The 17,058-nt window shown below is 40.0% G+C and carries 14 protein-coding genes; 13 read left to right on the top strand and 1 reads right to left on the bottom strand.

Annotated elements, in window-relative coordinates; translation table 11 throughout:
- Window positions 1-154 precede the first annotated feature (154 nt).
- The 10 genes from JOC76_RS20245 (at window position 155) to hpf (ending at window position 10,442) form a co-directional block, all read left to right on the top strand.
- A complete protein-coding gene (locus JOC76_RS20245) occupies window positions 155-1,297 on the top strand; it encodes a sensor histidine kinase (protein ID WP_205180594.1) in 1,143 nt (380 codons plus the stop codon).
- A gap of 48 nt (window positions 1,298-1,345) precedes the next feature.
- Window positions 1,346-2,032, top strand: a complete 687-nt coding sequence (locus JOC76_RS20240; RefSeq protein WP_205180593.1) for a response regulator transcription factor — start codon at window positions 1,346-1,348, stop codon at window positions 2,030-2,032.
- An 88-nt stretch (window positions 2,033-2,120) separates the two neighbouring features.
- Window positions 2,121-2,960, top strand: a complete 840-nt coding sequence (locus JOC76_RS20235; RefSeq protein WP_205180592.1) for a DegV family protein — start codon at window positions 2,121-2,123, stop codon at window positions 2,958-2,960.
- 171 nt (window positions 2,961-3,131) lie between these two features.
- On the top strand, window positions 3,132-5,096 hold the full coding sequence (gene ltaS / locus JOC76_RS20230; protein WP_205180591.1) for a lipoteichoic acid synthase: 1,965 nt from the start codon (window positions 3,132-3,134) through the stop codon (window positions 5,094-5,096).
- Between the two features lie 458 nt (window positions 5,097-5,554).
- Window positions 5,555-5,761, top strand: coding sequence for a hypothetical protein (locus tag JOC76_RS20225; RefSeq protein ID WP_205180590.1), 207 nt, complete (start codon window positions 5,555-5,557; stop codon window positions 5,759-5,761).
- 273 nt (window positions 5,762-6,034) lie between these two features.
- Window positions 6,035-6,163, top strand: a complete 129-nt coding sequence (locus JOC76_RS30555) for a hypothetical protein (protein ID WP_275591384.1) — start codon at window positions 6,035-6,037, stop codon at window positions 6,161-6,163.
- A 215-nt stretch (window positions 6,164-6,378) separates the two neighbouring features.
- Window positions 6,379-7,407 carry a nuclease-related domain-containing protein gene (locus JOC76_RS20220; protein WP_205180589.1) on the top strand — a complete coding sequence of 343 codons (1,029 nt, stop codon included), beginning with the start codon at window positions 6,379-6,381 and terminating at the stop codon, window positions 7,405-7,407.
- 3 nt (window positions 7,408-7,410) lie between these two features.
- Complete coding sequence (locus JOC76_RS20215; protein WP_205180588.1) at window positions 7,411-8,913, top strand: ATP-dependent helicase ComFA; 1,503 nt, start codon at window positions 7,411-7,413, stop codon at window positions 8,911-8,913.
- Window positions 8,910-9,626 carry a ComFC family protein gene (locus JOC76_RS20210; RefSeq protein WP_205180587.1) on the top strand — a complete coding sequence of 239 codons (717 nt, stop codon included), beginning with the start codon at window positions 8,910-8,912 and terminating at the stop codon, window positions 9,624-9,626. The genes JOC76_RS20215 and JOC76_RS20210 overlap by 4 nt, the downstream gene beginning before the upstream one ends.
- A gap of 267 nt (window positions 9,627-9,893) precedes the next feature.
- A complete protein-coding gene (hpf, locus tag JOC76_RS20205) occupies window positions 9,894-10,442 on the top strand; it encodes a ribosome hibernation-promoting factor, HPF/YfiA family (RefSeq protein WP_205180586.1) in 549 nt (182 codons plus the stop codon).
- A gap of 240 nt (window positions 10,443-10,682) precedes the next feature.
- On the opposite strand, the gene secA is transcribed toward hpf, so the two are convergent.
- Window positions 10,683-13,193, bottom strand: coding sequence for a preprotein translocase subunit SecA (gene secA, locus JOC76_RS20200; RefSeq protein ID WP_205180585.1), 2,511 nt, complete (start codon window positions 13,191-13,193; stop codon window positions 10,683-10,685).
- 506 nt (window positions 13,194-13,699) lie between these two features.
- On the opposite strand from secA, the gene JOC76_RS20195 reads away from it, so the two are divergent.
- From JOC76_RS20195 to JOC76_RS20185, 3 genes are read left to right on the top strand one after another with little or no spacing between them, the layout of a single operon-like run.
- Window positions 13,700-15,124 carry a cytochrome c3 family protein gene (locus JOC76_RS20195; protein ID WP_239557848.1) on the top strand — a complete coding sequence of 475 codons (1,425 nt, stop codon included), beginning with the start codon at window positions 13,700-13,702 and terminating at the stop codon, window positions 15,122-15,124.
- Window positions 15,125-15,149: 25 nt separating this feature from the next.
- A complete protein-coding gene (locus JOC76_RS20190; RefSeq protein ID WP_205180584.1) occupies window positions 15,150-16,316 on the top strand; it encodes a NapC/NirT family cytochrome c in 1,167 nt (388 codons plus the stop codon).
- A gap of 30 nt (window positions 16,317-16,346) precedes the next feature.
- Window positions 16,347-17,054: a tetratricopeptide repeat protein gene (locus JOC76_RS20185; RefSeq protein WP_205180583.1), complete on the top strand. Its 708-nt coding sequence runs from the start codon at window positions 16,347-16,349 to the stop codon at window positions 17,052-17,054.
- Window positions 17,055-17,058: the final 4 nt, after the last annotated feature.

Raw genomic sequence — 17,058 nt, 5'->3', positions numbered from 1 at the left:
GTCCATAAAGTATCTTAAAATAGGTTGTAACACTTATTTATATTACTTTCACCCTAGCGGAAGGTCAATAAGAGTGTTAGGATTCGCCATTAATAAGGTTTTAAGGTAAAATTTGCTAAGGGCCTTACGGGAAGATACCCCTGGAGGGAATGGAATGAAACTTAAACAGGTCAATATGAAATCCATTGATGAAATTCGTGAAGAAATGATTGACAGAGTCACATGCAGTAAAAGTGATATTTTTCGGATTGGCGAGCAATGCCGCCATGATTATGAAAGTATGACAACTGAACTCCAAAATATCAAAGAAATGATGGTTAAACTCATTGAAGAGGGGAACCAGCTGGAAGAACAAGTTCATCAAGCACGCCTCATGCTGTCAGAAGTTAGTATGAATTTTAATCATTATACAGAAGAGGAAGTTCGCGAGGCATATGAAAAAGCCCACCAGCTACAAATGGATCTTTCGATTAATTGGCAGTACAAAAAACAGCTTTTGGAAAAAAGAGACGATTTGGAGCGGCGATTAATTGGGTTAGATGATACCATTGACAGGGCCGATCAGCTTATTTCCCAAATATCTGTCGTCATGAATTACCTGACAAGCGATCTAAAACAAGTGGGAGAAGTGCTTGAAAATGCAAAAGCCAAGCAGGACTTTGGTTTGAAAATTATTGAAGCTCAGGAAGAAGAACGGAAACGATTGTCCCGCGAGATTCATGATGGACCTGCCCAAATGCTGGCCAATGTGATTATGCGCTCTGATTTGATTGAACGTGTATACCGCGACCAAGGTCCGGAAGAGGCGTTTGCTGAAGTGCATAGCTATAAGAAAATGGTGCGTGCCGCCCTTTATGAGGTTCGTAGAATTATTTATGATCTCCGCCCAATGGCACTTGATGATTTGGGACTTGTCCCTACCCTCAGAAAATATTTACAAACCATCGAAGAATATCATAATCACTCAAGAATTGATTTTGTAAATGTGGGGGAGGAACGACGGCTGCCAGCTAAGTATGAGGTGGCATTGTTCCGGATGATCCAAGAGTCAGTGCAAAATGCGCTCAAACATGCAAATGCCTGTGAAATCAAAGTCAGATTGGAAATTTCAAATTCAGCTGTTACCGTGCTAATTAAGGATAATGGTGTTGGATTTGATACTTCTGTTAAAAAGCCTGATTCTTTTGGAATGATTGGGATGAGAGAGCGTGTCGATCTTCTCGAAGGGGAAATCAAGTATGATTCAAAAATTGGAAAAGGAACAAGCGTATCTATCCATGTTCCATTAATTAACTAAACTACTTATTGCGATTAATGTTAAAATTGATTTGAGGGGGAATACCAAATGACTACCAAAATCGCCATTATTGATGATCACCAACTGTTCAGAGAAGGTGTTAAGAGAATACTAGAGTTTGAAAAGTCTTTCCAGGTCGTAGCCGAAGGCGATGACGGGAGCGATGCACTAGGACTTGTCGAACAGTACCTACCTGATGTTGTGATTATGGATATCAATATGCCGGGAATGAATGGTGTCGAGGCAACCCGTGAACTTATTGAAATATATCCTAACACAAAAGTTATTATTCTATCGATTCACGATGATGAAAACTATGTCACACATGCCTTGAAAACGGGCGCCTGCGGTTACCTGTTAAAAGAAATGGATGCTGACGCACTCATTGAGGCGGTCCGGGTGGTGGCAGAAGGCGGTTCCTACTTACATCCAAAAGTAACCCATAATTTAGTCAATGAATATCGCAAGCTAGCGGCAACAGCCACTCACACTGGAGGCGGCTATGTCCAGACGCTAGAGATTCGCCGTCCATTGCATTTGTTAACTCGCCGAGAGTGTGAGGTATTACAAATGTTGGCCGATGGTAAAAGCAACCGTGGCATTGGCGAATCTTTATTCATCAGTGAAAAAACGGTTAAGAACCATGTAAGTAATATTTTACAAAAAATGAACGTCAATGACCGTACGCAAGCCGTTGTATCTGCGATAAAAAATGGCTGGGTAGAGGTAAGATGATTTTGGGAGAGCACATCTTTATGGTGTGTTCTTTTATTGCTTTTTCATATAAAATAAGGTGTAGATTAAAACTAAGGATGGTATTTTTATGAAAACGGCAATTGTCACGGATAGCACCGCGTACATACCGAAAGAGTTACGAGAGAAATGGAATATACATATGATCCCGCTTAATGTCATTTTCGGGACAGAAGCATATCAGGAAGAAGTCGATTTAAACGCAAGCGCATTTTTTGAAAAAATTAAAACAAACGAGCTGCCAACTACATCACAGCCGCCGATTGGGAAATTTGTCGAGCTGTTTGAAGAACTAGCAGCTGATCATGATGCAGTGATTAGCATTCATTTATCGAGCGGCATCAGCGGCACGTATCAAGGTGCGATAACAGCCGGTACCATGGTGGAAGGGATTAAAGTTTATGCATTTGATTCTGAAATCAGCTGTATGGTTCAGGGCTTTTATGCGCTTGAAGCGGGGGAAATGGCCGAGCGTGGGGAATCGGCTGAAGTGATTATGGATCGTTTGGAAGAGCTGAAGAAAACAGCTGACGCTTATTTTATGGTCGATGATTTGTCCAATCTACAGCGCGGCGGTCGCCTGTCAAGTGCCCAAGCCTTTATCGGCAGTCTGTTGCAGGTGAAACCATTGCTTCATTTTGAAAATAAGGTGATTGTACCGTTTGAAAAAATCCGCACTAGGAAGAAAGCCCTGAAACGGATCGTTGATTTACTTGGTGATGGGGTTTCTGGCGGCGGGGAATACCGGGCTGTCATTATTCACGCGAATCGCGAGAAGGAAGCAGAAGAGTGGCGGAAGGAGCTAGCTGTGCTGTATCCTAATGTGGAATTTATGATTGGCTATTTCGGAGCCGTCATCGGCACTCATTTAGGCGACGGTGCGATGGGAATGGGTTGGATGAAAAAATAAAGATGGTGTTTGCTGCCACTCCGCCTTATGAACTAGGGTGGTGTGAGATTTTTGTTATAAAATGGTTAAACCCAATATTTTTCCAGAGTCATTTTTCAATAAATATGTTATAGTAGTTGGAGTTTGATTAACGATAACGATAATGAATGGTAGATTGAGAGGAGATTGAAAATGAAAAAGAAGGGACTATTCAAAAAAATAGAAAATAGTCATATTGCCTTTTTCGCGATCGCAATTATTTTGTTTTGGATTAAAACATATATCGCATATCAAATGGAATTTAAATTAGGAATAGACAATAATCTTCAGAAGTTTTTGTTAGCTATTAACCCTATTAGCTCAGCATTGTTCTTTATGGGATTAGCATTGCTATCTAAAAAGCATACCAAAAAGATAATGATTGCCATTAACTTCATAATGTCATTTCTTTTATATGCAAATATTGTTTATTACCGATTTTTTAATGACTTCATCACGGTCCCGGTTATCATGCAAGCTAAGTCAAATTCTGGACAATTAGGTGACAGTGCCAATTCCTTGATGAATGGACTAGATATATTTTATTTTACGGACACCATTGTTTTAATCATTTTAGCTTTTACCGTATTTAAAAAGGCAGTTTCTAAAAATAGAAAAACATATCAACTTGTTTTATTATTTGCTGTGACAGTGTTCTTATTCAACCTTGGTTTAGCTGAAAAAGATCGTCCACAATTATTATCGCGCTCTTTTGACCGAAACTACTTAGTGAAATATTTAGGTGCCTACAACTTCACGATTTTTGATGTAATTCAAAATATTGAATCAAGCAGCCAGCGTGCGATGGCTAGCAGCAGTGATGTATCAACAGTTCAAAACTATAGACAAGCAAATTATACAGCTCCAAACCCTGCTTATTTTGGAAAAGCCAAAGGAATGAACGTGATTTATGTTTCATTGGAATCATTCCAAAACTTTATGATTAATTATAAAATGCCAGATGGACAAGAAGTAACGCCATTTTTGAATTCTTTAGCAAATGATGGAGAAACCTTCTATTTTGATAATTTCTATCATCAAACTGGACAAGGAAAAACATCTGATGCTGAATTCTTAATGGAAAATTCTTTATATCCGTTATCACAAGGCGCTGTTTTTATTAATAAAGACCAAAATACGTATCAGGCGGCACCGGCCATTTTAGGTGAAAAAGGTTATACATCCGCTGTATTCCATGGTAACTATAAGACTTTCTGGAATCGAAATGTTATGTATAGACAGTTAGGCTATGATCAATTTTTCGACGCTGAATATTATGATATGTCTACAGAAAATACAAAGAACTATGGTATGAAGGATAAGCCTTATTTCCAAGAGTCAATGCCAATGCTTGAGAGTCTGAAACAACCTTTCTATACAAAGTTTATTACCTTATCAAACCATTTCCCATTTGAAATGGATCCCGAGGACACTACATTCCCTGCAGGAGATTTTGGTGATTCGGTGGTAAATAATTATTTCCAATCAGCTCATTATATGGACGAAGCTCTTAAACAGTTCTTTGATTCATTGAAAAAAGATGGGCTTTATGATAATTCAGTCATCATTCTTTATGGTGACCACTATGGTCTTTCTGAGAATCATAATACGGCTATGGCGAAAGTTCTCGGGGTACCTAAAATTACACCAACAATCAATGCATCATTGCAAGAAACACCATTATTTATTCACGTTCCTGGAGTTAAGGGTGGTGTACAACACCAATTTGGTGGTGAAGTCGATGTTCGACCAACGCTCCTTCATTTATTAGGAATTGATACAAAAGATTACATTGAATTTGGTTCAGATTTATTATCTCCGCAACATCGTAATTGGGCATTATTTAGAAATGGCGACTTTGTTTCACCAAATGTTGATCAGATAAGCGGTAAATACTATAATCCTACAACGGGTGAAGTAGTACCGGAAACACCAGCTTATAAATCAATTAGTGACAAAGTACAACAAGAGCTTCAAATGTCGGATGATGTGGTTTCAAAAGACTTGTTACGTTTCTATACACCAACCGGATTTAAGCCAATTGATCCAAATAATTATCAATATTTAGGTCCTAAAGGTAAATCGCAACAATCTAAGGTGCAGACTTCAGGAGAATAATTCAATAAAGGGTCAGGGGGCAGCTAAATAGCTGCCCCCTTTAATTTGGCTCTTGTTAAGGTCTTACATTGATTTAAACATGACGCCAAACCTTCAAATTAAAGTTGGCGGAAAAAATGGGAATGTCGGTGGAAAAAAGAGAGAAGAAGGCGGAATTAATAAGTAAACAGACAGAAATAACTCTGGACCTGGTGGAAGTCCAGTCCAATCCTTCGGAATCATAGGAGAAGGAAAGTTAGTTATTTTTAAAAAAGGTAACTGAAAAAATAGAGTTGGCGGAAAAAATAGGAATGTCGGCGGAAAAAAGAGAGAGGGAGGCGGAATTAATAGTAAATCAGACGGAAAAAGCTTAGAAACCGGCGAAAATCCAATCCAATTCGGCGGAATCAAAGGAGAAGGAAAGTTAGTTATTTTTAAAAAGAGTAACAGAAAAAACAGAGTTGGCGGAAAAAATGGGAATGTCGGCGAAAAAAAAAGAAGAAGGCGGAAATAACTCAGAATCTGACGGAAATCCAGTCCAAACTGGCGGAATCAAAGGAGAAGGAAAGTTAGTTATTTTTAAAAGAGTAACAGAAAAAACAGAGTTGGCGGAAAAGATGGGAATGTCGGCGGAAAAAAGAGAGAGGGAGGCGGAATTAAAAGTAAATCAGACGGAAAAAGCTTAGAAACCGGCGGAAATCCAGTCCAAACTGGCGGAATCAAAGGAGAAGGAAAAGTTAGTTATTTTTAAATAAGGTAACTGAAAAACAGAGCTGGCGGAAAAAATGGGAATGTCGGCGGAAAAAAGAGAGAAGAAGGCGGAATTAATAAGTAAACAGGCGGAAATAATTCTGAACCTGACGGAAATCCAGTCCAAACTGGCGGAATCAAAGGAGAAGGAAAGTTAGTTATTTTTAAAAAGAGTAACAGAAAAAACAGAGTTGGCGGAAAAAATGGGAATGTCGGCGGAAAAAAGAGAGAAGAAGGCGGAATTAATAGTAAAACAGACGGAAATTACTCAGAACTCGGAGGAAAATCCAGGCCAATCCGGCGGAATCAAAGCAAAGGGAAGAGTTAGTTATTTTTAAATAAGCTAACTGAAAAAACATAGCTGTCGGAAAAAATGGGAATGTCGGCGGAAAAAAGAAAGAAGAAGGCGGAATTAAAAAGAAAACAGGCGGAAATAACTCAGAACCCGGCGGAATCCTAACAGTAAAATAGTTAGTTTGATTAAAAAATTTTTAAAATCCTGTAGGAATTTCTCCAATTATGTAGAATTATAAAGAAAAAGGAGTGATCAAACTTGGTATTAAAAGAACTAACTCTCCCAAGAAGACTTCTCTTATCCGAAATCCTCAAAAAATACCTCAAACGAAGCCACCAAAGGTATCCTGATCTAGAAAAAGACCTCGCCAAAAGATGGGCGGGCTACTGGGGAGAAGCTGCCCTTGCACACTACGTAAAAGAATTGCCGCAAGAAAAATACATAATCCTCCACGACCTTCAACTAAAACTCCACGACATCCATTTTCAAATCGACACCCTGCTAATCTCCCAGACACACATCTTAATCATCGAAGCCAAAAATATCATTGGAGTTTTATATTTCGATCATGTTTTCAAGCAACTTATTCGAAAAAACTCAGACGGAACAGAAGAATCTTTCGAAGACCCGAGAATCCAATGCCGTAGACTCCAATCTCTACTAACCAGATGGCTTATTCAGCATAAACTCTATTTCCTGCCGATTGATTACCTTATTTTTTTCAAAAGTACCCACAAAACCATCTTAAAAACCACCGGTACAGGTACAGACTTAACCAGAATCTGCAAAGGAAGAGACGTCTTTAACAAGATTGAAGATAGCGAAAGTCGTTATAAACAAGTTAAAATCAACACTGAAAAATTAAGCGAAATAGCCCATTTTCTGTTAAGCAGAAATAGCCCCATCGAAATCGATTTATTAAAAGAATATAATCTACAAGAAACAGACCTCCTCCTTAGAGTCCAATGTCCATTATGTGACCACATCTCCATGGATTACCAAAATGGTAAATGGATATGCCCGAAATGCAGCACCCATTCGAGAGATGGTCATATGGAAGCTATCAATGCCTACTTCCTTTTGATTAAACCAACCATCAGTAATCATGAATGCCAGACCATCCTACATATCCCAACACCTAATATCACTCGTAAATTATTAATTTCCCTCCATCTGCCAACAACTGGCCATACCAAAAAACGTATCTATCATCAATGGGAGGGAAACAAAAGTTATTCTTTTATAGAGGAAAAACTTCTCAAGCAAATTCAAATTAAAAGCAGGTGACCTATGCGATTCAGAGTAGAAGAAAACCAACTCATTCCAACCCAATCACATGAGAATTCCTTCCCCATCACACAAATCCCAACCATTCCTCAGCCGCCGCTTAATCCAGCTTTCACCTTTAATCCAGACCTACTGCAGCAGCTCACTGGTAAACAACTCCTCCTTGATGACCTCCCATACTCCATAACCGAAATCCAGATGCATTATGAAAATGGCTATCTAACTTACCGTAAAGGAATCCTCAAAAACAAAAAGCAGTCCATATGTGCTAGGTGTGGCAACAGAGACCCCCAGTGGTTTGCCGCCTTTCCCTGTGCTAGGTGCGGGGAGACCTGTATTTACTGCCGAAAGTGTCTAATGATGGGGAGGATCAGCGAATGTACGCCGCTCATTGGCTGGAACGGACCTGAGCCAGAAACTACCTTACCAGCCCAAATCATGGCCTGGCAGGGGACACTGTCGGAAGGGCAGAAAACGGCATCCAATCAGGTTGTCGAGGCTATTCGGCAAAATCAGGAGCACCTGATATGGGCAGTTTGCGGGGCGGGAAAAACGGAAGTCTTGTTTGCAGGAATCGAAGCAGCCCTCGCTGCGAAAAAAAGAATCTGCATAGCGACCCCAAGAACAGATGTCGTCCTAGAATTGACACCTCGCTTGAAAGCGGCCTTTCCCCAAATTCCGATTGCCTCTCTTTATGGCGGTAGTGAGGACCGCCATCTCTTTGCCCCCTTAACAATCGCAACTACCCATCAGCTACTTCGTTTTTACCAAGCCTTTGATGCCATCATTTTAGATGAAGTCGATGCCTTTCCATACACGGTGGAGGAGTCACTCCAGCATGCCGTTGTCCAGGCCCGAAAACCAACATCCGCCATGATCTATCTCACTGCAACCCCCAATGGGAAATGGCAAAGAGAATGCCGGACTGGGAAAAGAGCGTACACCACCATCCCGGCCCGATTCCACCGCAAACCTCTCCCTGTCCCCTCATTTGTTTGGTGCGGTAACTGGTCAAAACAACTTCAAAAGGGGAGACTGCCGCAAAATGTCATTCGTTGGATACAGACGCGAATTCAAGCAGATAAACAGACATTAATCTTTTTTCCCCATATTCCGTTGATGGAGAAAGCCTTATCCATTTTGCGCCCATTTCATCCGGCGATAGAAGCCGTCCATGCTGAAGACCCAGATCGAAAAAACAAAGTACAAAAAATGCGGAATAAGGAACTCCCAATGCTTCTTACTACCACTATCCTCGAGCGTGGTGTTACTTTCCCGAATATTGACGTGGCCGTTGTCGGAGCAGAAGACGCTATTTTTACCGAAAGCGCACTTGTGCAAATTGCAGGAAGGGCAGGGAGGAGCAAGGACTACCCAACTGGAACTGTGACTTTTTTTCACTATGGAAAAACCGAAGAGATGCTAAAGGCGAGGAGACAGATTGTAACGATGAACCGAGAAGGATATAAAAGAGGTTTACTGGATGATATGGGAGGAGCAAAATGAATCTATTTCAGAACGATCGTTGCCTTTATTGCCACACATTCATCGTGCCAACCGTGAGCTGGGGTTCCCTTATTTCAAAAGAAACAGAGGATCCCCTTTGCCCAGCTTGTAAGGAAAAGCTTGAAAAAATAGTAGGAGAGACCTGCCGAATCTGTAGCCGCCCTTTTCACCTTTTAGATGAACAGTATCGGGATGGGGACTTATGTAATGATTGCACTCGCTGGGAGGAGGACCTTGAATGGCAGGGGTACCTTGAAAAAAATCACTCCCTCTATCTTTACAATGAATTTTTAAAAGAACTGATCGCTTCCTACAAATTTCGAGGTGATTATGTATTAGCCAAGGTATTTGTAGAGTATTTTAAAAAGAAAATCGCTACTATTATTCCTGATTTACTAGTTCCAATCCCACTAAGCGATGAGCGGCTGTATGAGCGCGGATTTAATCAGGCAGCCGCCGTCTTAACACTTGCCGGCTATTCTGCAGCGGAAATCCTCACACGAATCCATTCGGAAAAACAATCGAAAAAATCAAGAGAGGAGCGCATTCATCTCACCCAAGTCTTTCAACTTGTTTCAAATAGCGAGCTAACAGGCAAAAGAATTTTATTAATCGATGATATATACACCACTGGCTCAACCCTGAGGCATGCTGCCAAACTGTTAAAAGGGGCAGGAGCTGAAAGTATTCAGGCCCTTACCATCGCTAGGTAGACAATCCGTCAGAGATTCACACGAATGTAACATCTTCCTGAGTGATTTAGTGGCAAATGCTTCTACAAAATAATACAATATTATATGAATAACCACTCATTTTAGTTAAAAACACCTGATAAAGTCAATGATTATATCCACCATTTCCACTATATTCCTGTTGTTTTTGTCAATAATTCGACAAATTTATTCTAGTGATTTAGCAGGAATCTGATAGGGCAAAATAGAATTGTTAATACATAGCCTTAGACAAAAGGAGGAGTCCACATGAAATATAACGTACGTGGCGAAAACATTGAGGTTACTCCAGCAATTAGAGAGTATGTCGAAAAGAAAATTACTAAATTGGAGCGTTATTTTACTGAGTCACCAGATGCGACAGTACATGTGAATCTTAGATTCAATCAAGATAAATCTTCAAAAGTAGAAGTAACTATCCCACTGCCCCAGCTAGTCTTACGTGCTGAGGAAACAAATATTGATATGTATGCGGCGATTGACTTAATCACGGATAAGCTTGAGCGTCAAATCCGCAAACATAAAACAAAAGTGAACCGTAAATTCCGTGAAAAAGGGGAGCCATCTTTCACTTTTGTAGCAACTGAAAGCCCTGAAATTCACGATCTTGAAGATGAAGATCTTGAATTAGTCCGTACCAAGCGTTTTGATTTAAAACCAATGGATAGTGAAGAAGCGATTCTGCAAATGAATATGCTTGGACACAGCTTCTATGTATTCACTAATTCTGATACAAACCGTACAAATGTTGTTTACAAACGGAAAGATGGCCGCTATGGCTTAATTGAAGCACATTAATAAACAATCAGAAACGCTGCTCCGAGAGTCGGGGCAGCGTTTTTATATGCAAAATAGGAACAATAAATGAGTTATTCACATGGGGATAACTCTTTTTTTAAAGTGATTATCCACAAAATTCAGAATTTTATACACATTACCCACAGAATTATCTGTTATTTTTCTGAAAATGTGGATAACATGGACGAATTCAAAAAATCAAAAGGTCAGCGACCTAGTCGCTGACCTTAAACCTCTAACTTACTTTCCCGCACCACAGCAGTTTTTGTACTTTTTACCGCTACCGCAGATACACGGTGCATTTCGTCCGACATCAAGCTGCTTGACCTTTGGCTTCTGCTTTACGGGTTCGCCATCTTCTTTCGGGTTTACAGCTTGACCCTTTGCGACCTCTTGGCGCTCCAGGTTATTGCGTATTTCCGCCTTCATGATGTACATCGCTGTTTCTTCTTCGATTGATTGAACCATCGCTTCAAACATCGCGAATCCTTCATGCTGGTATTCACGAAGCGGATCGATTTGACCATAAGCGCGCAAATGAATTCCTTGACGAAGCTGATCCATTGCATCAATATGGTCTGTCCACTTAGAGTCAACCGCTCTTAGGGTAACCACCTTTTCGAATTCACGCATCTGTTCTGGGAACAGAATTTGTTCTTTCTCCTCATAGCGTTCCCGGACTTTGGCAAAGATCGTTTCAACCATTTCATCCGGCTCTTTACCTTTTAAATCATCAACTGTAAGATCGCCTTCATGGAGGAGGTTAGCCTGACAATACTCCACAATTGCTTGAAGATTCCAGTCTTCCTCATCCTCATGGCGAGGGGCATGGACGTCCACATTCCGCTCAATTGAATTTAAAATCATCTTTTGGACTATCTCACGAAGGTCTTCAGATTCCAATACTTCATCACGCTGAGAGTAAATAATCTCACGCTGCTGGCGGAGTACATCATCATATTGCAAGAGTTGTTTACGGGCATCAAAGTTATTACCCTCCACACGTTTTTGCGCTGATTCAACCGCACGGGAAACCATTTTACTTTGAATCGGCTGGGTATCATCCATCCCCAGTTTTTGCATCATTGCTTTCATATTGTCGGAACCAAAGCGGCGCATTAATTCGTCTTCCATGGATAAGTAAAATTGGGTCACACCTGGGTCCCCTTGACGTCCAGAACGTCCACGAAGCTGGTTATCAATCCGTCGGTTCTCATGGCGCTCAGTACCAATGACCGCAAGACCGCCTAGTTCCAAAACACCTTCCCCAAGTTTAATGTCCGTACCACGACCTGCCATGTTTGTTGCAATGGTAACAGCGCCTTTATGACCTGCTTCAGCAATAATTTCTGCTTCTCGTTCATGGTTTTTCGCGTTTAAGACATTATGTGGGATTCTCTTCTTAGATAAATAGTTTGAAATCAATTCAGATGTTTCAATCGCCACCGTACCAACGAGAACGGGTTGTCCTTTTTGATGGCGTTCCGCAATATCCTCGACAACCGCACGGAATTTACCGTCCATGGATGCGTAAATTAAATCCGGGCGGTCATCACGAGCAATTGGTTTGTTCGTTGGAATCACAATAACATTCATATTGTAGATGTTACGGAATTCTTCTTCTTCTGTTTTGGCAGTACCGGTCATACCTGACAATTTTTCATACATACGGAAGTAGTTTTGGAACGTAATCGTTGCCATCGTCATACTTTCATTCTGAACTTCAAGGCCTTCTTTTGCTTCAATCGCCTGATGCAAGCCTTCACTGTAGCGTCGGCCCTTCATCAAACGGCCAGTAAATTGGTCAACGATGACAATTTCGCCGTCTTGAACAACATAGTCAACATCAAGGTGCATACTAACATTGGCCTTTAACGCCTGGTTAATATGATGGTTCAAGGTCACATGTGAAATATCAAAGAGGTTTTCAATGCCGAATGCTTTTTCAGACTTACTAATCCCTTCTTCAGTCAGCATTACGCCCTTTGTCTTCTCATCATAGGTATAATCCACTTCTTTTGTCAGCGTTCTAACGAATGCATTGGCTTGGATATAGAGCACAGTCGATTTCTGCGCAGAACCTGAAATGATCAGCGGTGTACGGGCTTCGTCGATTAAAATGGAGTCCACCTCGTCAATAACCGCAAAAAAAAGCGGGCGCTGAACCTTTTGCTCCTTATAAAGAACCATATTGTCACGAAGATAGTCGAAGCCCAATTCGTTATTGGTTCCATAGGTGATATCAGCAGCATAGGCAGCCTGCTTTTCTTCACTATCCATGCTGTTTAGGTTCAAGCCAACCGTTAATCCTAAAAATTCATACAACTGACCCATTTCGGTGGCGTCACGGCTAGCCAAATATTCGTTAACGGTAACAACGTGTACCCCTTTGCCTGATAGAGCATTTAGGTAAACTGGCATGGTTGCCGTCAACGTTTTACCTTCCCCGGTCTTCATTTCCGAAATATTCCCTTCATGAAGAGAAATACCACCCATTAACTGGACATGGTATGGATATAATCCAAGCACACGACGGGCTCCTTCACGGACAACTGCGAATGCTTCCACAAGCAAATCATCAAGTGTTTCCCCATTTTGATAGCGTGCTTTAAATTCGGCTGTTTTTTCACGAAGCTGATCATCCGTTAATCTTTCTGTTTGGGAGGCAAGCTCGTTAATTTTGATAGCGAGCTTGTCTAACCGTTTCAACTCGCGTTTGTTCAAATCAAATACTTTATTTAAAATCCCCATACCTGATGAACGCTCCTTTATTCTCAAGACTAAATCATAATAAAAAAAACTGTTAAATTTCGATAATTTTCCTTTTCATCTTACCATTTCCTTTTTACAGTGACAACAATGTTAAACATAAGCAAAAAGTTGTGATTCTACTATTATATTCTATTGACTCTTTGAACAACTAATAAAGCGTTCCTAAATTTTCGGAATTCTGTCAAATATGGCAAACTGGTGGCGATATCGCAGCAAATGGAGAGATGGTTCACTAGTAATGTATAACTTATGAATAATATTGATTAATTATGTATAAATATGAGGCGATTATTATCTTAATACTACCTGTGTAGTACTAATCAATCCCCTTAAAAACAACATTTATATGATGTTTTTAGGTGAAATGAAACTTGTCGAAAACATGAAAAAATATTCACAAATTGTACATTGGATTATACTCTGACAATGTTAGATACTACCTTTAGAGAGGATAATTTGGAAAATAAATAGATAAATAGTCCGAAATGGGAAGGGTGAGTTCAGTGGCCTTTTGGGGGAGAAAAGATAAAGAGACAGAACCCGAATCTAGAGAAAAAAAGAAAAAATCAGGCCCAATTCGCAGGCTCTGGCAAAAGTTCAGAGATATAGATTGGAAAAATCCAGTCAACAGGTGGAAATTGCTATTCGTTTCCCTGGTAGGCTGTATTGTTGTATTTGGTGGAGGATACGGTGTCTTGCAATTTACCAACTCACCTTCATTCTGCTCAAGCTGTCATGAAATGCAGCCAGAATACACTTCTTTTACAGCTAGTGCGCACAATCAAATTTCATGTGTTCAGTGTCATATCAAATCCGGTACGGTTAATATGCTGACACATAAAGTGAAGTCCTTGAAAGAAGTTTATTACCACGTTACAGGAGTACCAAAACAAATTGTACAAACAGAAGAAGAAGCAGTTTCCAGTCAAAACTGTTTGCAATGCCACTCTAAAAATCGTCTGGTTACTGCTTCGGGTGACCTAAAAGTTAACCATAAAGGTCATATCGAAGAAGGAATACCTTGTATTACTTGTCACTCAGGTGTTGTCCACGCGAAAATGGCCTCTCGCGGAATTAATATTGAAGAAGTTCGCGGAGATTGGACAAAGGAAAGTGCTGAGAAATTAATGGAAGAAAAATACTTGAGACCTAATATGGGAACTTGTATTAACTGTCATGATCAGGTAAATAACGGTGTAAAACCTTGGAAAGACCCAGCCTACAGCGTACCGGCGAATGCTGAAGAGACTGAGAAAAAAGTAGAAGAAAATCAAAATGAATCAGCAGCTAAAGCAACAACTGCATCAACTACGTCAACTAATACAACGGCTTCCACAGAAACAGAAAAAACGGATGCAGCAACATTAGCTGAGCACGATCAAAAAACACAAGATATTATTCTTCAAGCAATTGGCAAGGAGCAAAAAGACGTTAAGGTATCCATGTCATGCGAAACCTGTCATAAGAAGATTAAGGTACCTAAGAGTCATAAAGTGGAAGGTTGGAATAGAAATCATGGCACCACAGCTATCCAACAATTAGATAAGTGTGTGAACTGTCACCAAGATTCCAAGTGGGTAAGAGAAATTCCAAAAGAAGATATTATGTCACTACTTAAGATGAAAACCAAAATAAAATATGTTCCAAACCTAACAGTTGTAAAAGAACAAGCACGTATTAATAAATTCTGTAGTGCATGTCACTCGGACCGTCCTGCTGGTCACGTAAGTAGTGATCAATGGTTAACCGCCCACGCTAGTAAAGCAAAAACAGCTGAGCAAAAATCTGAATGCTTTGTCTGCCATGATAATCAAAAGCCAGTGGAAGGTTCAACGACTCCAAAAGCAGCAACAGATGTTTATTGTCAATATTGTCATAGAACAGGATTCAAGTCTCCTGTAAACAACTAATTAAACATAAAGGAGGGTCGCTATTATGGAAGAGGAGCACAAGCAAGAACAGCCGACCCCTCCCCAATTGCATTATAAATTAATAAAAATCGCGACCTTAACTGTGTTGGTTTTAGCCCTCTTCTTTGCAATTGGAGGATTAGGGCTAAAAGAATCTTCTAGTTCATCTTTTTGCTCATCGTGTCATGAGATGAAACCAGAGTATTATACATGGAAAGCCTCCACTCATAGTGAGGTTGAATGTACAAGTTGTCATACCGACACAGTGTATAAAGATTTAGCGAAAGATAAGGCACAAGAATTAGTGGCCCAATTGAAAAAGCAATCAACGGGGACCTCTGCAGCACCGATAAGAATGCCTAATGAAATACCGAATAGTGCATGTGAATCATGTCATGACGTTTTTAATAGAGAAGTAACACCTTCTGGGGATTTGATTATTCCCCATGACAAACACGAAAATAAAGGTGTCGAATGTGTCCAATGTCATAGTGGAGTTGCCCACGGTAAAGTTGCTGATCGAAAAATGACATATTCCACAGACCTTGATAAATGGGATGCTGAAGTTGGTACTGAGGCGATGTCAGATATTAAATTCATCCGACCGGATATGGACACTTGTATAGAATGTCATAAGGCACGAAAAGTTACAACCGAATGTAGTGATTGTCATAAAACTGGAATGGTTCCAAAAAGCCATAAACAAGCTGATTTCGCAACTAAGACTCATGGTCAACGAGCAGCATCAAACTTACAAAAGTGTAATCAGTGTCATAAGGATATGTCTACTGTCCCACTAGTGGGTTATGATGATGTATCAACTGTAACAAAGTATCTAAATAAGGATAACGGTATAGCTCAAAAGAAAAAGAATCAATACGATTATGCAAAGGAAAATACTTTTTGTAAAGATTGTCACAGTGTACGTCCTGCTAGTCACACGAGTACTTGGATGAAGGATCATGGTAATCAGGCATCAAAAGATAAACAGGAGTGCTTAGCATGTCATAACTATCAACAAGCAGGTGGTATTAGTACGACAATGGTTGCTTGCTCTTCGTGCCATCCTGCTCTACACAAGGGATTTGATAAACAAAGACACCCTGTCCCATTAGCAGAAAAGCAAAGTGTTACCGAGTACTGTTATACCTGTCACGTAAAAAATAAATGCACTGCCTGCCATAAACAATAGACAGGAAGATTGCTAGTTAGGAGGGTTAGTATGGAAGTTCAAGAACAACCAGTCAGTCAAGCGCAAGAGATACAGGCTAAACAAGAACCCAATAAAAAGAACAAAAAACAAAAAAATGAAAAATTTAAATGGTGGCAAACGCTCCTTCTCTTAACGTTGACTTTAGTGGTTTCAGTTGGAGCTGGGTACTACGTTAGTAGTAAGTACTTATGGTCCAGCTACGATCAAGATCAATTAAAGCAACAGTTAGAAAGCGCAAAAGATACGGTTGATAAGAAGCCTAATGATCCCAAATCATATGTAACACTTGGATATGCCTATTTTTTAAATGGTGATAATGATGAGGCAATTAATCAATATAAGATAGCCATAGATTTAGATAAAAATTATTTTGATGCCTACTTCAACCTTGGACTCGTCTATAACAAGGAAAATCGGCTAAATGACTCAGTAAAAATGGCTCAAAAGGCAACGGAGATTTCCCCTAAAGACTATAAAGGTTTTCTATTAAAAGGAATGTCATATCGTAAATTAAAAATGTATAGCGATGCAATTGAAGCACTTAATGAAGCTAACAAGTTAATGCCGGCAAATACTGATATTCTCTATGAAATTGGTCGTGTTGCTGAAGACCAAGGTGATAAAAAGAATGCTGAAGAAATTTACAAAGACACACTAAATTACGATCCTCTGTACAAACCAGCCTTAGAAGGGCTCAAAAGAATCGGTAAAAATTAGCTAA

The sequence above is a fragment of the Neobacillus cucumis genome (assembly GCF_016908975.1).
Lineage (GTDB): Bacteria > Bacillota > Bacilli > Bacillales > Cytobacillaceae > Neobacillus > Neobacillus cucumis.
The sequence above is the reverse complement of the archived record's forward strand: the minus strand, read 5'-3'. Positions and strand labels throughout refer to the sequence as shown.

Coding starts and splice junctions, on each gene's coding strand:
- JOC76_RS20190 (WP_205180584.1), top strand. CDS start 15,150: ATGGAAGAGGAGCACAAGCAAGAACAGCCGACCCCTCCCCAATTGCAT.
- JOC76_RS20215 (WP_205180588.1), top strand. CDS start 7,411: ATGCGATTCAGAGTAGAAGAAAACCAACTCATTCCAACCCAATCACAT.
- JOC76_RS20235 (WP_205180592.1), top strand. CDS start 2,121: ATGAAAACGGCAATTGTCACGGATAGCACCGCGTACATACCGAAAGAG.
- hpf (WP_205180586.1), top strand. CDS start 9,894: ATGAAATATAACGTACGTGGCGAAAACATTGAGGTTACTCCAGCAATT.
- JOC76_RS20185 (WP_205180583.1), top strand. CDS start 16,347: ATGGAAGTTCAAGAACAACCAGTCAGTCAAGCGCAAGAGATACAGGCT.
- JOC76_RS20195 (WP_239557848.1), top strand. CDS start 13,700: ATGGGAAGGGTGAGTTCAGTGGCCTTTTGGGGGAGAAAAGATAAAGAG.
- JOC76_RS20210 (WP_205180587.1), top strand. CDS start 8,910: ATGAATCTATTTCAGAACGATCGTTGCCTTTATTGCCACACATTCATC.
- JOC76_RS20245 (WP_205180594.1), top strand. CDS start 155: ATGAAACTTAAACAGGTCAATATGAAATCCATTGATGAAATTCGTGAA.
- JOC76_RS20240 (WP_205180593.1), top strand. CDS start 1,346: ATGACTACCAAAATCGCCATTATTGATGATCACCAACTGTTCAGAGAA.
- ltaS (WP_205180591.1), top strand. CDS start 3,132: ATGAAAAAGAAGGGACTATTCAAAAAAATAGAAAATAGTCATATTGCC.
- secA (WP_205180585.1), bottom strand. CDS start 13,193: ATGGGGATTTTAAATAAAGTATTTGATTTGAACAAACGCGAGTTGAAA.
- JOC76_RS20225 (WP_205180590.1), top strand. CDS start 5,555: ATGTCGGCGAAAAAAAAAGAAGAAGGCGGAAATAACTCAGAATCTGAC.
- JOC76_RS30555 (WP_275591384.1), top strand. CDS start 6,035: ATGTCGGCGGAAAAAAGAGAGAAGAAGGCGGAATTAATAGTAAAACAG.